Here is a 15,718-nt window from a genome sequence, read left to right as displayed (position 1 = left end):
AACAACGGCCACACCACTGAACCACCCCGGGTTTGATGCACACCTCCTTCGTTGGGAAGGTGGCATTCATGCCGAGCAAGTACGACGAGCAGACCCGCGCGAAGGCGGTTCGTCTGGTCCTCGATCATGTTGATGACTATGACTCTGAGTGGGCGGCGATCAAGGCGGTCGAGATCTTGAAGGCGGCGACAAGTTTCTTCGCGCGGGAGAGCGACCCGCGACAGCGGTGATCTGCCGGTTCATCGCCGAGCACAAGACTCGGCTCGGGGTCGCTCCGATCTGCCGTGCGCTGTCCGCGCACGGCAGCACGATCGCCCCGAGAACCTACTACGCCTGGGCCACCCGGGCGCCGTCGAAACGGGCCTTGTGGGACACCACGGTCACCGAGTTGCTGGCCGGGTACTACGAACCCGGCCCCGACGGCCGGCGCCCGCCGGAGTCGCCGTACGGGTCGCTGAAGATGTGGGCCCACCTGCAACGGCAAGGCATCCAGGTCGCGCGCTGCACCATCGAGCGGCTGATGTGCACCAACGGCTGGCGTGGTGCGACCAGGGCCAAGAAGGTCCGCACCACCATCGCGGACCCGGCCGCGACCCGGGCACCGGACCTGGTCAACCGGCAGTTCGCCGCCCAGGCACCGAACCGGCTCCTGGTCGCGGACTTCACCTACGTACGCCTGGCCGCCGGCACGTTCGCCTACACGGCCTTCGTCATCGACGCCTTCGCCGGGCGGATCGTCGGCTGGGAATGCTCCACCAGCAAGCACACCACGTTCGTCGAACGCGCCATCGCCCAGGCCGCCGCCTTCCGCGCCAGACAAGGCAACCCTGTGAATGCCCCGCAAAACAAGGCGATTCACCACTCAGACGCCGGATACGCTCACTTCAACAGCCCGGTGTTGCATCGACCGGTTGAACTCGCCCAGTACACCTCGCTGCACTTCGCCGAGACCCTGCAACTCCACGGCCTCAGCAACCTCGAGGCCATCACCGCCGACTGGGTCCACTGGTACAACACCACCGACACGGTGTCGGAAAACGACAAGCGGAGATCCCCCGACGACCCGCGCTCCCGTCCAACGTCCCCGGACAACCGCGTTCGACGACGGTCTACTGAGCTCGGAGCACCAACTGGCGCCGGCGGTCGGTGCCGACCGGCAAACTGGCAGGTTCGCGCGCGTTCCCGTGTGAGCGCGCGCCTCGTCTGTCCCGACGGGGCCGCCAGGAGTTCCCCGCCGTACCTTGGCGCCGGCCCCTGCTATCACCCCGCACCGCCGACCCGGGCGACGGCTGCTCCGAGTCACACAGCACCTGGGTGTCGGCGGGCGGACTGGAGGACGGCTCCGGCGCCACGAAGCGCCGCCAGGTGTGGGGCGGGCGCGGGCTGGACGGTCGCACCCAGCTGTGTCGATAGTTTGAGGGTGATTTCCGGACGGAGTGCACCGCCGCCGGTCAAGAGTATGCCTCGATCAAGCGCGTCGACCATTTGCGGACCGTCGTCTCCACGCATGAGGTCGATGATCGACTCCGCCACTTCTTGGATGAGCTGCGAGGCCGGAAGGTTACGTCCTAGGTCGCTGACACCCAGCGCCGTACTGCGAGCGCTACTCAAAGCACCGCTCGCCAACAGAGCGATCTCAGTCAGCTCGGCGCCCACGTCCACGACCAGGAGCGGCCGCGCCAGGTCGGCACGGGCTCCCAGCGCGGCGGCCTTGACGCTGGTGATCGTCATTACGGTTTCGGGGTCGAGGACTTCCAGTACGGAGAGGAGTTCGAGGCGGTCAACCTCGTCGCAGGCAACCGGGATCGTCGCCACAACAGTAGGACGCCCGCGTCCACGCGCTCGAGGACAGACAAGGTTACCGAGAACGTCTGCCATCGCATCCGCGTCGATGATCTTGCCTCGGTGCACCGGCTTCCTCGTCGGACCGCGGGCCACCGTGGGCGCATCGACTACCACACCGTGCTCCGGCGTCCAAGCCCTGGTCCGTGCGCTGCCCACATCGATGGCAATGCCCGCGGTAGTCCGTGCGGTCAAGTCGTTCAGCCGCCGCGACCGAACGACGGCGGGCAACGAAGTCACCGACCGGATTCCCGCAGTCGGTGACATTCGCCGCAGTACAGGCACTGTGGGCAGATCCGCAGCCGTTGCACCTCAACGGTACTGCGACATCCGTGGCACCGGCCGTAGTGGCCGGTATCCATCCGGTCGAGAGCGGCTTCGACGTCCGCCAGGACTAGCCGCGCCGCGACAGTAAGTTGGTCCTGCACCTCGACCAGCGCCGATCCCCGACCACCGCTCGACTGCTTCGGCCGGGCCGACCGGCGGATGGCGCTCAGCTGTTCCCGGCGGAAGGCTCGCTGCTCGAGTAGGTTCACTCGCAGGGTCGCCAACTCCTGCCGAGACAGTCCGGCATTGATGACGGTGGCCGCATCGATCGTCATGGGCTCGACTCCTCGATGATTCGCCGATGTCAGAGTGCCAGCTGCTGACAGCGCACGCAGTAACGCACGTAGGGCAAGATCTCCAGCCGTCCAACCGGGATTCGCCCCTCGCAGCGGTGACAAACGCCATACGTACCGTCGTGCACGCGAGCCACGGCTGCATCGATCTCGGCCAGGACCTTCCGGATCGCCGTGGTCTGTACGGTCACCAGGTCCTTGTTCGCGTTGGGCTTGTCCGATTCCATGGCTGTCACCTGGGCGAGACGGGTGTTTCGCTCGTGCTGCAGCCTCTGCAGGATCTCGTGCTTGCGCGCCAGGCCGGGCTGACCGGCCGAACCGCCGCTGCTGGAGATCGTCCGTGGTGGGTTCATGCCTCCACCATCGCCACTGGCGCTCGCATTTCCCATCGGGACCAGCACCCATCTTTGCCTCTGGTCCTCAGATGGGTGTCAGCACCGATCGACATCCTGGCGGCAAGGGAGCATCCTGACGGCGTGGGCAGCAGACTCGACGGACTCGCGAGATAGTGGAGGCTGTTGGTCAAGAAGAAGGGATCCTGGCGGTGTCGTTGTTCTGGCGGATCTTCGCGCTGAACGCCATCGTGCTCGGAGCGGCGACCGCGTTGCTCCTGTTGGCGCCCGTAACGGTTTCTGTACCGGTTCTGCTCACCGAGGCCGGCGTTCTGATCGGTGGCCTGGCGGTCATGCTCGTCGCGAACGCGGCGCTACTGCGGATCGGGCTCGCCCCGCTCGCGCGGCTGACCCGTCAGATGTCAACCGTGGACCTTCTCCGCCCCGGTCAGCGCCTCTCCGTGAGCGGCCACGGCGGAGTACCCAACCTGCTCCGCGCGTTCAACGCCATGATCGAGCGACTGGAGCGCGAGCGAGCCACCAGCGCTGCCCGAGCCCTGTCGGCGCAGGAGTCCGAACGTCGGCGGATCGCCCGGGAGCTTCATGACGAGGTCGGCCAGAGCCTCACCGCCGTGCTCCTCGACCTCAAGCGCGCGGCGGACCTGTCAGTCGATCATGCTCTGCGTGTCGAACTCGCACAGGCTCAGGAGACCACCCGATCCAGCCTGGATGAGGTACGCCGACTCGCCCACCGTCTGAGGCCCGGCGTACTCGAAGATCTCGGACTGGTCAGCGCACTCACGGCCCTTACGACCGAACTGTCAGACCACACTGGTCTGCTCATCCGCCGGCACTTCGAAGCCGGCCTTCCGAGGCTCGACGAGCAGACCGAGTTGGTCCTCTACCGGGTCGCGCAGGAGAGCATGACGAACGTCGCCAGGCATGCCGGTGCCGAACGCATCGATCTGTACCTCACCGGCCACGAGGACGCCGTGGTACTGCGGGTCAAGGACGACGGGCGCGGGATCGGCCTGGCGCACGAAGGCGCCGGCCTCCGCGGGATGCGCGAACGTGCCCTTCTGATCGGAGCGTCCCTCGAGCTCGCCGCTGCGCCGAACGGCGGAACAGAGGTCAGCCTGACAGTGCCCGTGCAAGGAAGTGAAGCCTGAGATGCAGCCCACCAAGATTCTTCTCGCTGACGATCACGCGCTGGTACGCCGTGGGATCCGGCTGATACTTGACCGCGAGCCCGATCTGGAAGTCGTCGCGGAGGCATCTGACGGCAGTGAGGCCGTGTCGCTCGCCCGCAGTCAACCGGTCGACCTGGCGATCCTCGACATCGCGATGCCGCGGATGACCGGGCTCCAGGCTGCCCGTGAGCTGTCCGTCGCACGCCCCGACCTGCGGGTGCTGATGCTGACGATGTACGACAACGAGCAGTACTTCTTCCAAGCACTGAAGGCCGGCGCATCGGGGTACGTCCTGAAATCAGTCCTCGACCGCGACCTGGTGGAAGCCTGCCGGGCAACGATGCGCGGGGAGCCGTTCCTCTACGCCGGCGCCGTGACCGCGTTGGTGCGCAGCTACCTGGACCGCGTCCGTCAGGGCGTCGACGTGCCCCAGCAGATCCTCACAGCACGCGAGGAAGAGGTGCTCAAACTGGTTGCGGAGGGCAACTCGTCGAAGGAGATCGCTGAGCTCCTGACGATCAGCGTCAAGACCGTCGAGCGCCACCGCTCGAACATGCTCCAGAAGCTCGGACTCCGCGACCGCCTCGACCTCACCCGCTACGCCATACGCGCCGGTCTGCTCGAGCCGTGACGTGGCGCGCCACAGCCCGATCGCTGACCCCGACCTGGTCGCTTCCATGCTCAGCACTGGCGAGTTCCCAGCCGCGCTACGCGCGCAAAGTCTCGTCTGCTCATGCGTTGAGCACGGCTGTAGTTCTGAGCCGGAGGTTGGGCGTGACGTTTGCGAAGGATCAGTGGACTCGGCCGGTGACGCTGCCTGACGGCGCGGTGAAGCGGGAGCGGAACGAGAAGCGGTGGGGCCGCGGGAAGCGGTGGTTGGCGGTTTGGACCGATCCTCATGGAGCAGAGAGGTCGAAGGCCTTCGATACGAAGACCGCAGCGCTCCGGTACGCCAATGGGCAGGAGACCGATCGGGATCGTGGGGACTACCTCGATCCGAACGCCGGCAAGGTGCGACTCGCGGAAATCTGGCCGCGGTGGATCAAGTCGCGGAGGGTAGACCCTGCGAGCGAGATTCTGTACGAGTCGAAGTGGCGGCTTCACGTCGCGCCGGTGTTCGGGCGGCGGATGGTCAAGAGCATCCTGCCGTCGGAGGTCGCAGTCTGGTTGACCGATCTCATGGGTGCCTATGGCCCGTCGACGGCCAGGAGCGCGTTCTTGGTGCTCAACGGCTGTCTTGAACTCGCCGTGGCGGACGAGCTGATCAAGCGCAATCCGGGTCAGTCGAAGATCGTCAGGAAGCCGAGTAGGCGGCTCGCCAAAGTTGTTGCCTGGCCGGACGAAACGGTGGAGCGCATCGTCGAGGCTCACCCTGAGCGGTTCAGGCTGCTTCCGACGATCGGATCGGCAGCCGGCTTGCGACAGGGCGAGATGTTCGGACTCTCGGTTGACGATTTCGACTTCAGCCTGATGCTCATCAGAGTCCGTCGCCAGGTGAAGCGCCTTGGCAAGAAGTTCGTCTTCGCGCTCCCCAAGAATGACAAAGAGCGCTTCGTTCCGATGGCACCCGTGCTCGCAAGCGCCGTCAGGAGCCACATCGAGCGGTTCGGAACCACCACCATCTCGCTGCCGTGGGAGCGGCTCGACGGCTACCTACAGTCGCATGACCTGATCTTCAGCTGGACAGACGGCCGGCACCTCACGGCGCGTCTACATGACGAGCTCGTCTGGAAGCTCCTACGACCGTGCGCGGCACGCAGTTGATCGTCGGCTGGAGCGACTTGCCCTGCGGCTGACGGAGCAGTCACGGAGCAGGGCCGATCGGAGCTCGGACTTCGATGACATCGATCGAGGTCCCGGCTTGCTCTGAGAGCAAGTCAGGGCAAGCCGGAAGCCGTTATAAACAAGGCTATTTCAGCTCGGCCGAGGTCTTACCGAGCAGGCGCCGCGCCACGATCAGCTGTTGGATCTGTTGGGTGCCTTCGAAGATGTCGAGGATTTTGCTGTCTCGGGACCACTTCTCGAGGAGTTCGTGTTCGGAGTAGCCGAGGGAGCCGGTTAGTTCTACGCAGCGGAGGGTTATGTCGTTGGCGGTGCGGCCTGCCTTCGCCTTGGCCATGGAGGCTTGGAGGGAGTTGGGGTGGCCGTTGTCGGCCATCCAGGCGGCTTGGAGGGTGAGGAGGTGGGCGGCTTCCCAGTCGGCTTCCATCGCGAGGTACGTCGCGGCGGCCGCGGGCTGCTGGTGGACGGGGCGGTCGTAGTCGATCTCGACACCTGCCTCGGCCAGCAGGTCTCGCGTCACCTCCAACGATGCGCGGGCGCACCCGACGGCCATGGCGGCGACCAGGGGGCGGGTGTTGTCGAAGGTCTGCATGACCCCCGCGAACCCCTTGTCCGCATCGACCTCGGGCGATCCGAGGAGGTTATCGCGGGGGACGCGGCAGTTGTCGAAGCGGAGCGTGGCGGTGTCCGAGGCGCGGATGCCGAGCTTGTGCTCCAAGCGCTCCACGGTCATGCCCGGCGTGTCCTTCATGACCACGAAGGACTTGATCGCGGCGCGGCCGAGGGTCTTGTCCAGGGTTGCCCAGACGACGACGGCGTCGCAGCGGCCGCCGGCGGTGACGAAGATCTTCTCGCCGTTGAGGACGTACGCGTCGCCGTCGAGCCGTGCGGTGGTCTGGATGCCGGCGGAGTCCGAGCCGCAGTCGGGTTCGGTGATCGCCATCGCAGCCCAGACACCGTCGAAGCGCTGCAGCTGCTCGTCCGACGCCACCGAAGCGATCGCCGAGTTGCCGAGGCCCTGGCGCGGCATCGAGAGCAACAGCCCGACGTCGCCCCAGCACATCTCCATGATCGACAGCACCGAGGACATGTTGGAACCGTTGACGACTCCGTCCTCGGCGGCAGCGGTACGCCGTACCCCGGACGCGCCCGCGCCGGAACCGGTGCCTGAGGCCCCTAATCCGTCGACCATCGCGGCGAGCATGTCCAGCTCGACCGGATACTCGTGCTCGGCGAGGTCGTAGCGCCGCGAGTTCGGCCGCAGCATCTCGGCGGCGACCTGATGCGCCTGGTTGACGAAGGCGCGGAACTTCCGGGGCGTCTCCAGGTTGATCATCAGACCAGCACCGCACCTTCCATCACGCCGATCGCCCGCAGGTCGCGGTACCACCGTTCCACCGGATGCTCCTTCACGAACCCGTGCCCGCCGAGCAGTTGTACGCCGTCAGTCCCGATCTGCATGCCTTTCTCGGTGCACAGCCGCCGCGCCAGCGCCACCTCACGAGCGAACGGGAGCCCTTGCGAGGCACGCGATCCGGCCCGGTACGTCACCAGCTTCATGCCCTCGAGTTCGATCCCGATGTTCGCGACCATGAACGCCACCGACTGTCGATGACTGATCGGCTCGCCGAACGCCGTCCGCTCGTTCACGTACGGCGTGACGTAATCGAGCACCGCCCGCGCCGTACCCAGGGCCAGCGCGCACCACCCGAGCCGCGACAACCGAACGCACTCGGTGTAGTCCTCGACCGTCCCCAACGGAACCGCCGGTACGTCGGTCAGGATCATCCGGCTGAGCGACGCCGCCCGCAACCCCATCGACGGCTCGGCCTCGATCGTGACGCCGGGGTGGTCCGGCTCCACCACGAACAGGCGCGGCCCCGCGTCGGTCTGCGCACCGATCACGAACAGCTCCGCGTCGGCGGCCCGCGGTACGAGCGACTTCACGCCGTTCAGCAACCCGCCCGTGCACTTCGTCCGCAACTCGAACGGGTCGAACAACGCGCGCGGCTCGAGCAGCGCCAGCGCGGCCGCCGGGACCGACGACCCCGTGAAGGCCGGCAGGTACGTCGCCTGCTGCGTCTCGTCACCCCACAACGAAATCGCCGTACTCACCGCCGACGGCGCCAGGCATGCGACGGCCTGGCCCATGTCGCCGTGCGCGAGCGCCTCGGCGACCAGTACGCCGGTCATCTCGGACCGCTCGGTCACGATGCCGCCAAGTTCCTCCGGCACCTCGATCAGACTCAGCCCGAGCTCGGCGGACGACTCGAGCACCTTGCCGTCGGTCGCGCACACCACATCGGCGGCGGACGCGGCCGGCCGCAGTACATCGGACGCGAAGGACCGGACGACATCGACCATCATCTGCTGGTCCTCGGTCGGCGTCAGATCGAACCGCCCGGTGGCGCGGGCCGCGGGCAACCGGGAGGGCGCCGCTTGCTTCGAACCCGCCGTGAACCGCCGGGAGAGCGCTCCCGCCGCCCGGAACCCGGTCTTCGTTGCCTCGAACACCGCTCGCTCGGTGGGCTTGCGCAGTCCGAGGCGGTCGATCGCCCGCGACCGCGCCAGCCGGTTCAGGAAGGCGACTCCGACGCCGATCGCGTCCCGCCGCCCCCGCGTCCGCTCGTCAAGGCTCATGCGGCTACTGTAAACCGAAGTTACAACTCAGGTCACGCCCCGCCCGTTGTAACCTGACGCATCTCGGCAGAGGGAGGGTGCGGTGGTGGCGGTCAGCATGTCCGACGTGGCGCGCCACGCGGGCGTGTCACAGCGGACCGTCTCGAACGTGGTGAACAACTACGTGCACGTCTCCCCCGCGACCCGCGCCCGCGTCCAGGCCAGCCTCGACGCCCTCGGATACCGCCCGAACACCGCCGCCCGCCGCCTGCGCACCGGCCGCACGGGCACCGTCACGCTGGCCGTCCCGACCTTCCGCGAGCGGTACTTCGCCGACCTCGCGGAAGCAATCGTCGCCGCCGCCCGCGACCGCGGTACGACGGTCCTCGTCGAGACCACCGGCGGTCGCCGCGAGACCGAACTGGAACTGCTCCGCGGCGGCGGCGAGATCCTCACCGACGGCGTGATCATGAGCGCGGTATCGCTCGGCCGCACCGATCAGCGCAGTACCCGCCCGGTCGTCCTGGTCGGGGACCGGGAGCCGGGCAGCGCGATCGACCACGTCGGGATCAAGAACCGCGAGGCGGCGCAGGCCGCGGTCAACCACCTGCTCGACACCGGCCGCCAGCGCATCCTCCTGCTCGGCGCAAACCACGGACCGAAGCGCTCGTACCAGCTCCGCCGCCAGGGCTACCAGGCCGCACTCAAGAAGCGCGGAATCACCGAGGCGCTGCTGGTCGACTGCGACTGGACGACTGCCGCGGCCGCCGAGGCCGTCACGCGGACCTTCAAGGACATGCAGCCGGACGGCATCTTCGCGATGAACGACTCGGCCGCCCTCGGAGCGCTCAGGGCGCTGCAGCGCGCCAAGATCGACGTACCGGGTGATGTGTCGGTCGTCGGGTTCGATGACATCGTCGAGTCGGGTCTGTCCACGCCGACGCTGAGCACGGTCGCTCCGCTGCTCGGTGAGATCGCGGTCAACGCACTCGACCTGCTCGAGGAGCAGCTCGACGAGGACCACGTGCCGCAGCACCGGATGGCCGGCTACGAACTCCGGATCCGGGAGAGCAGCACCCGCTGAAACCTGCTCGCGCCGACCTCTTGTGGCGCAGATTTGCTACGTAGTAAATTTCGGCGGCATGACACGTACCGCTCTCGCCCCCAGGTTCACCGGAGCCGGAAACATCGAGTTCGCGGATCACGAGTACACCGATCCCGGACCGGGTCAGCTCCTGCTCTCCGTCCAGGCCAACGCCCTCTGCGGCACCGATCGCCATCAGTACTTCGACGGCTCGTCCGTCGTCCCCGGCCACGAGGCCGCCGGCACGGTGCTCCAAGCAGGTGCAGGCACCAGCACCCCCGTCGGCACCCGAGGCGCCGTCTTCCTGATGGACTACTGCGGCGAGTGCCGCAGCTGCACCTACGGCGCCACCAACCAGTGCTTCGCGAAGCGCGCCGACATGGGTTTCAGCCACGACGGCGGCTACGGCCCGTACGAACTCGTCCACGAGTCCAACTTCTTCCCCGTCACCGACGACATCGAGATCGGCAACGCAACGATGCTGCTCGACGTGATGGGCACCAGCACGCACGCCCTCGGTCGCGCGGCGCTCGTCCGCCAGGACGTCGAAAGCGTGTACATCGCCGGCGCCGGCCCGATCGGCCTCGGCCTGACCGTGATGAGCAAGCTGAAGTACGGCGCCGACGTACCGGTCTACATCTCCGACGTCTCCCGCTGGCGCCTTGACTTCGCCGAGACGTTCGGTGCGATCCCGCTGCTCGCCGACGACATCTCCGCAGCCGGTAACCCGGACATCGCGTTCGACGCCTCCGGCAAGGGGTCCGCGCGCCGCGCCGCCCTCGACATCATCAGCAAACGCGGCGCGCTGATCTGCGTCGGCCACGGCGAGGGCGTGACGCTGAACGCCTCCGACGACCTGATCAGCCCCGAGCACGCCGTCCTCGGCAGCGAGTACTTCCGGTACGACGAGATGCCGGGCAACCTCGCGATCCTCTCCGAGCACCAGGACCTCATCTCGCGGGTCATCAGCCACCGTTTCCCGGTCGAGGAGATCAGCGACGCGTTCCGCCTGTTCATGGCCGGCGAGACGGGCAAGGTCGTCATCACACAAGAGGGCGCCCAGTGACAGTCCCAGTGAAGGTCGCGGTCGTCGGCGCGGGCGGTTGGGGTGAGCACCACGCGCGCATCTTCTCCCGTCGCCCCGACACCGACCTCCGCGCGGTCTTCGGCCGCACCCCCGAGAAGACCCGGCAGCGGGCCGAGCGGTACGGCGCCACGCCGTACACGGATCTCGATCTGATGCTGGAACGGGAGCGCCCCGACCTGATCACGGTGTGTCTGCCGAACGAGGACCACTACGACGTCACGCTCAAGCTGGTCCGGACCGGCGTACCGCTGCTGGTGGAGAAGCCGCTCGTCTTCGACCTCGCCGAGGCCGACACGCTCCTCAGCGCGGCAGGCGATCAGTTCTTCGCGATCAACTTCAACCACCGGTACGCCGAACCGGTCCAGCGGGCGAAGGCGCTGATCGACGCCGGTGAGCTGGGCGATCTCGTCTTCGCGACCTGGCGGTTCGGTGGCGAGGCGAACCGTGGCGGATCGCCGCACGCGGGTCTGATCGAGACGCAGTGCCACGGGTTCGACATGCTGGAGCACCTGGCCGGCCCGATCACCGCGGTCTCCGCGCACATGACCGACAAGACGTACGGCGCCTTCAGCACGGTCGCTCTCGCGCTCGATTTCGAGAACCGCGCGGTCGGAACGATGCTCGGGACCTACGACTCGTCGTACGCCTATCCCGACACGCAGCGCATCGAGATCAACGGGACCGCAGGCCGGCTCGTCATCCACGACACGGTCCGCGCGCTGACGTTCAGCAGGGCCGGCGATCCGGTCGAGCAGCGCTGGCACTCGACGTACTTCGACGACGAAGCCCGCAACTTCGCAGGTACCTTCGACCGGCACGTCGACGCCCTGCTGGACGCTCTCCGCGCCGGCGAGCAGCCCCCGGTGCACGCCCGCGCGGGACGGCGAGCGCTGCAACTCGCGTACGCAGCCATCGAGTCACACGAGACCGGACGAAAGGTCAGTACCGGGTGATCGCGTCGGCCTTCGCCTGTAGGTAGCGCTGCTCCGGGAGGCTCGTCGTACGGCGGGCCGCCGCAAGGTAATGCTCCTGAGCCTTGGCCGGATCGCCTGCTCGTTCGTAGAGGTGGGCGCGGACGGCGTCCAGGCGGTGGGTCTCGGTGATGTTCTTGTCGTCCTCGATGGTCGCGAGCAGGTCCAGACCCGCCTGCGGACCTTCGAGCTGGGCGAGTGCGATCGCGCGGTTGAGCGTCACCATCGGGTTCGGGGCGAGGCGCTCGAGCAGCAGGTACAGCGAGTAGATCTGCCGCCAGTCGGTCTCGTCCGCGCTCGGTGCCTCGGCGTGCACCGCGGCGATCGCGGCCTGCAACTGGTACGGCCCGACCGCGCCCTGCTTCAGCGTCTCTAAAGTCAGGTCGGCGCCCTCGGTGATCTGCGCGCGATCCCACAACGCGCGGTCCTGCTCGTCGATCGGCACCAGCCCGCCGTCGGCGGTCGTCCGCGCCGCGCGCCGCGAGTCGGTCAGCAACATCAACGCCAGCAGACCCGCGACCTCGCCGTCGCCGGGCAGCGCCGCGCGCAACATCCGCGCCAGCCGGATCGCTTCCGCCGTCAGCTCGACGCGCTGCAACTCCTCCCCCGAGCTCGCGGTGTAGCCCTCGTTGAAGATCAGGTACAGCACCTGCAGTACGACGCGGAGCCGCTCGGCCTGCTCGGACTCGGGCGGCATCTCGAACCGGCTGCCGGCCGCCTTGATGCTCTTCTTCGCCCGGCTGATCCGCGGCGCCATCGTTGCCTCGGGCACCATGAAGGCCCGGGCGATCTCCGCGGTACTCAGACCGCCGACCGCACGCAACGTCAACGCGACCTGCGAGGCCGGCGTGACGGCCGGATGGCAACACAGGAAGAGCAACGTCAACGTGTCGTCGGTGTCCGGCGCCTCGCCGATATCGGAGCCCGGGGCAACCAATTCCTCCGGCCCGGCCATCGCCGCGACGTTGTCCTCCCGGCGCCGGCGCGCGTTCTCGCTGCGGAACGCGTCGGTCAGCCGCCGCGTCGCGACCGTGATCAGCCACCCGCGCGGGTTCGCCGGTACACCGTCCATCGGCCACTGCGTCGCCGCCGCGAGCAACGCCTCCTGCACGGCGTCCTCACACAGATCGAACTGCCCGTGCCGCCGCACCAGAAACCCCAGCACCTGCGGCGCGAGCTCGCGCAGTACCTCCTCGACGTTCACCCCGCCGAGCCTACGCGCCGAACAATCGGCATTTCGACAGGACGTATACGTCCACTGAACCCGATCGGCCGGGTCGCTGAGCGTGAACGCAGGCGTGCCGAGCCGACACCTCCTGTCGAACTGCCGATCACCGGTAAGCCCACCCCGACCACCGCTCCACCCGAACCACGATCACGGGCCCGCGCGGCGGATCCCCGTCGTACTGCGGGTACTTCGCCACCAGCAGGTCGACCGCTGCGGCGTGCTCAACCGCCACGCGCGCGACCCCGTCCACGCGGACCCACCACAGGTGCGTCCAGTCCTCCTCGTACTCGTCGACCAGCACCGCGACCCGCTCGTTCGCCTCGATGTTCCGCAGTCGCTGCAGAGCGGTCGTCGTCTTCGGCTTCTGGTCGATCGCGATGAACAGCTCGTCACCGTGAACGGCGTACGTCACCGGCACGAGGTGCGGTCGCAGATCCTCCCCGACCGTCGCCAGCCGTCCGACCCGCGCGGCTGCCACCCGGGCCCTGCAGGCAGCCTCGTCGAGTTTCACCGCTGCAGGTGTCGGAGGGCTGCGGTCGGGATCCGGCGGGTGATCGGGCCGATCACTGACGCGTCGCGCAAGGCGGTCCGCGCCGCCAGGTGTCCGCAGGCGCCGTGCACGCCACCGCCGGGGTGAATCGCGGAACTGCCGAGGTACAGGCCGTCGACGAACGTTCGCGCGCTGCCCAGCCCGATCGTCGGCCGGAACACCAACTGCTGGTGCAGCTGCATCGTGCCGCCACCGAGCGCGCCGTACCCGAGGGCAGCGTTCCCCGACTCCAGCGTCGACGGCCGCTGCAGGTCGCGGCCGACGACCAGGTCGCCGAACCCGGGCGCGAACCGCTCGATCGTCCGCTCCATCCGGCCGGCCAGCTTCTCCGCCGACGCGTCGTCGGCGATACCGCGCGGCAGGTGCGCGTACGCCCAGACCGCCTCGGTGCCTTCCGGCGATCGCGACGGATCCGCCTTCGTCGTCTGCCCGATCAGCATGAACGGCTGCGACGGCACCCGCCCGGTGTCCAGATCGGCCGACAGGTGCACGAGCTCATCGGCGGTCCCACCGAGGTGGACGACGCCCGCCGACCGCGCCTCGACCGCCTTCCACGGGATCGGGCCGCTGAGCCGGAAGTTCAGCTTGACCGTCGGGTAGTCCCATTCGAACCGCTCGTCCAGATCGCGCCGCAGCCCTGCCGGGATCAGTGCCTCGGGCAACAACTCGCCGTACAGCACCGGTGCGGACGTGTCCGCGACGACCGCTCGCTCGACCGCGACCGTCTCCCCCGACGCCGTCTGTACGGCGGTCACGCGGCCCGCCGAAACGTCGACGCGGGTCACCGGCATGCCCGAGACCAGCAACGCGCCGGCCCGCTCGGCACGGCGCACCATCGCTCCGGAGAACGCGGACGAGCCACCGGTTGCGACCGGGTAGCCGACGTCCTGGGCCATCATCGCGAGCAGCCAGCCCATCGTCCCGCTGACGCTGCCCGACAACGGCGCATCCGCGTGCAGGGCGTTCCCGGCGATGATCGCGGGACCGTGCTGGCCGGCGAACAGCTCCTGACCCATCCGGTGCATCGGCATCGCCATGAACCGCGCGAAGCGCATCAGCTCACCGACCGACCCGAGCTTGCGGGCCAGCTTCACCCCCGGAACAACCGGCGGCCAGGTGGTGAGCAGCGCGTTCAGCAACGGCTCGCGCACCGACACGTACTGCTGGTACAGCCGCAGCCACGCGTCACCGTCGCCCGGGTGCTCGGCGCCGAGCGACTTCGCGGTGTCCTCGGGGTCCGGGTGGATCGCGGCTGCGGCGCCGTCCTCGTCGAGCAGGTGCACCAGCGGCAGCGGTGCGTGCGCCCACTTCAGGCCGAACTTCTCCAGCTCCAGCGCGCGGATCACCGGTGACGCGACACCCAGCGGGTAGTTCGAACTGAAACGATCGCTCGTCCAGCCGCCGTCCTCGGTCGACCGGACGGCCCCGCCAAACGTATCGGCGGCCTCCAGCACCAGGACGTCCCAGCCCGCGTCGGCGAGCGTGATCGCGCTCACCAGACCGTTCGGCCCCGAACCGATCACCACGGCATCAACACTGCGCGGCAGCATGCTTCGAGCCTAACGTGACCGGGACTCGATCTCCCGCATCAGGGTGCTGAGCTCGCGGGCGCGCCCGACCATCGCCGGGTCGACCATCCGGCCGTCCGGCAGCACGATCACTCCCCCGTCGGCGACGCCGGCCTCGTCGACCGCCGCCAGCAGCGCCTCCGCCGCGGCCACCTGGTCCGCGGACGGCGTGAACGCCTCGACGATCGTCGGCAACTGCCGCGGATGGATCGCCGTCCGGCCGACGAACCCGAGGCCGCGGCCCTCCTCCGACGTACGGCGGAGTCCGTCGACGTCCTGCACGTGCGGGAACACCGACATCATCGGCGCGCCCAGCCCGGCCGCCCGGGACGCCGAGACCAGCCGGCCACGGGCCCAGCCGAGCCCCGCCGGACCGTCCACGCCGAGCGCGCTGGACAGGTCCGCCTCGCCGAGCCCGATCGCGACCACCCGCGGGTCCGCGGTGGCGATCTCGAACGCCCGCTCGACCCCGAGCGGCGACTCGATCAGCGCGGTGATCCTTGCCGACGGCACCTTGTCCAGCACCGCCCGGACGTCGTCCGCGCTCTCCACCTTCGGCACCCGGATCCGCACCGCTGGTACGGCGGAGATCGCGGCCAGGTCGTCCTCGATCCAGGGCGAGGTCAAGGCGTTCACCCGGATCTCCACCCGGCCGTTCACGTTCGCCGCGAGCCAGGCGACCGCCCAGCCGCGGGCATCCGCCTTGTCCGCGACCGGGACCGCGTCCTCCAGGTCGAACACCACCAGATCAGGGCCCGCGGCAACAGCCTTCGCGAACCGGTCCGGCCGGTTGGCCGGAACATACAGTGCCGTCAGCACTTTCGAGGCCCCCTCCAGGCGAAAGC

At 68.4% G+C, this 15,718-nt stretch carries 15 protein-coding genes and 1 pseudogene; 7 read left to right on the top strand and 9 right to left on the bottom strand.

Annotated elements, in window-relative coordinates:
* Positions 1 to 68: 68 nt before the first annotated feature.
* Positions 69 to 970: pseudogene (locus tag AC0662_RS00935) on the top strand (IS3 family transposase); the annotation flags it as partial.
* A gap of 329 nt (positions 971 to 1,299) precedes the next feature.
* Here the strand turns inward: AC0662_RS00935 and AC0662_RS00930 are convergent.
* From AC0662_RS00930 to AC0662_RS00920, 3 genes are read right to left on the bottom strand one after another with little or no spacing between them, the layout of a single operon-like run.
* Positions 1,300 to 2,109 carry a rod shape-determining protein gene (locus AC0662_RS00930; protein WP_478297630.1) on the bottom strand — a complete coding sequence of 270 codons (810 nt, stop codon included), beginning with the start codon at positions 2,107 to 2,109 and terminating at the stop codon, positions 1,300 to 1,302.
* Positions 2,079 to 2,444: a TraR/DksA family transcriptional regulator gene (locus AC0662_RS00925; RefSeq protein ID WP_478297628.1), complete on the bottom strand. Its 366-nt coding sequence runs from the start codon at positions 2,442 to 2,444 to the stop codon at positions 2,079 to 2,081. The genes AC0662_RS00930 and AC0662_RS00925 overlap by 31 nt, the downstream gene beginning before the upstream one ends.
* 29 nt (positions 2,445 to 2,473) lie before the next feature.
* Entirely contained in the window at positions 2,474 to 2,815 is a 342-nt protein-coding gene (locus AC0662_RS00920) for a TraR/DksA family transcriptional regulator (protein WP_452195759.1), read from the bottom strand.
* Positions 2,816 to 3,006: 191 nt separating this feature from the next.
* Here AC0662_RS00920 and AC0662_RS00915 point away from each other — a divergent pair, with 191 nt between their 5' ends.
* The 3 genes from AC0662_RS00915 to AC0662_RS00905 all read left to right on the top strand — a co-directional run bounded on the left by AC0662_RS00915 (position 3,007) and on the right by AC0662_RS00905 (position 5,748).
* Positions 3,007 to 3,963: a HAMP domain-containing sensor histidine kinase gene (locus AC0662_RS00915; protein WP_452195758.1), complete on the top strand. Its 957-nt coding sequence runs from the start codon at positions 3,007 to 3,009 to the stop codon at positions 3,961 to 3,963.
* Entirely contained in the window at positions 3,953 to 4,615 is a 663-nt protein-coding gene (locus AC0662_RS00910; protein ID WP_452195757.1) for a response regulator, read from the top strand. Before AC0662_RS00915 ends, AC0662_RS00910 begins: the two co-directional genes overlap by 11 nt.
* Before the next feature lie 176 nt (positions 4,616 to 4,791).
* Complete coding sequence (locus AC0662_RS00905) at positions 4,792 to 5,748, top strand: tyrosine-type recombinase/integrase (RefSeq protein WP_478297624.1); 957 nt, start codon at positions 4,792 to 4,794, stop codon at positions 5,746 to 5,748.
* A gap of 145 nt (positions 5,749 to 5,893) precedes the next feature.
* On the opposite strand, the gene AC0662_RS00900 is transcribed toward AC0662_RS00905, so the two are convergent.
* A complete protein-coding gene (locus tag AC0662_RS00900; protein ID WP_452195755.1) occupies positions 5,894 to 7,102 on the bottom strand; it encodes an acyl-CoA dehydrogenase family protein in 1,209 nt (402 codons plus the stop codon).
* Complete coding sequence (locus AC0662_RS00895; protein ID WP_452195754.1) at positions 7,102 to 8,406, bottom strand: acyl-CoA dehydrogenase family protein; 1,305 nt, start codon at positions 8,404 to 8,406, stop codon at positions 7,102 to 7,104. Before AC0662_RS00895 ends, AC0662_RS00900 begins: the two co-directional genes overlap by 1 nt.
* An 82-nt stretch (positions 8,407 to 8,488) precedes the next feature.
* On the opposite strand from AC0662_RS00895, the gene AC0662_RS00890 reads away from it, so the two are divergent.
* From AC0662_RS00890 to AC0662_RS00880, 3 genes are read left to right on the top strand one after another with little or no spacing between them, the layout of a single operon-like run.
* Positions 8,489 to 9,469: a LacI family DNA-binding transcriptional regulator gene (locus AC0662_RS00890; RefSeq protein WP_478297622.1), complete on the top strand. Its 981-nt coding sequence runs from the start codon at positions 8,489 to 8,491 to the stop codon at positions 9,467 to 9,469.
* Between the two features lie 58 nt (positions 9,470 to 9,527).
* Positions 9,528 to 10,535: an alcohol dehydrogenase catalytic domain-containing protein gene (locus tag AC0662_RS00885; protein ID WP_478297620.1), complete on the top strand. Its 1,008-nt coding sequence runs from the start codon at positions 9,528 to 9,530 to the stop codon at positions 10,533 to 10,535.
* A complete protein-coding gene (locus tag AC0662_RS00880) occupies positions 10,532 to 11,509 on the top strand; it encodes a Gfo/Idh/MocA family protein (RefSeq protein WP_478297618.1) in 978 nt (325 codons plus the stop codon). The genes AC0662_RS00885 and AC0662_RS00880 overlap by 4 nt, the downstream gene beginning before the upstream one ends.
* Here AC0662_RS00880 and AC0662_RS00875 read toward each other — a convergent pair.
* From AC0662_RS00875 to AC0662_RS00860, 4 genes are all read right to left on the bottom strand, one after another.
* Positions 11,496 to 12,731, bottom strand: coding sequence for an RNA polymerase sigma factor (locus AC0662_RS00875; RefSeq protein WP_478297616.1), 1,236 nt, complete (start codon positions 12,729 to 12,731; stop codon positions 11,496 to 11,498). The genes AC0662_RS00880 and AC0662_RS00875 overlap by 14 nt on opposite strands.
* Positions 12,732 to 12,858: 127 nt before the next feature.
* Complete coding sequence (locus AC0662_RS00870) at positions 12,859 to 13,266, bottom strand: TIGR03668 family PPOX class F420-dependent oxidoreductase (RefSeq protein ID WP_478297614.1); 408 nt, start codon at positions 13,264 to 13,266, stop codon at positions 12,859 to 12,861.
* Entirely contained in the window at positions 13,263 to 14,855 is a 1,593-nt protein-coding gene (locus tag AC0662_RS00865; RefSeq protein WP_452195748.1) for a phytoene desaturase family protein, read from the bottom strand. The genes AC0662_RS00870 and AC0662_RS00865 overlap by 4 nt, the downstream gene beginning before the upstream one ends.
* 9 nt (positions 14,856 to 14,864) lie before the next feature.
* On the bottom strand, positions 14,865 to 15,692 hold the full coding sequence (locus AC0662_RS00860) for an HpcH/HpaI aldolase/citrate lyase family protein (RefSeq protein ID WP_452195747.1): 828 nt from the start codon (positions 15,690 to 15,692) through the stop codon (positions 14,865 to 14,867).
* Positions 15,693 to 15,718: the final 26 nt, after the last annotated feature.

The organism is Kribbella sp. NPDC043289 (assembly GCF_056436705.1).
Note: the sequence above shows the minus strand (reverse complement) of the source record. Positions and strands in the feature narration are given on the sequence as shown.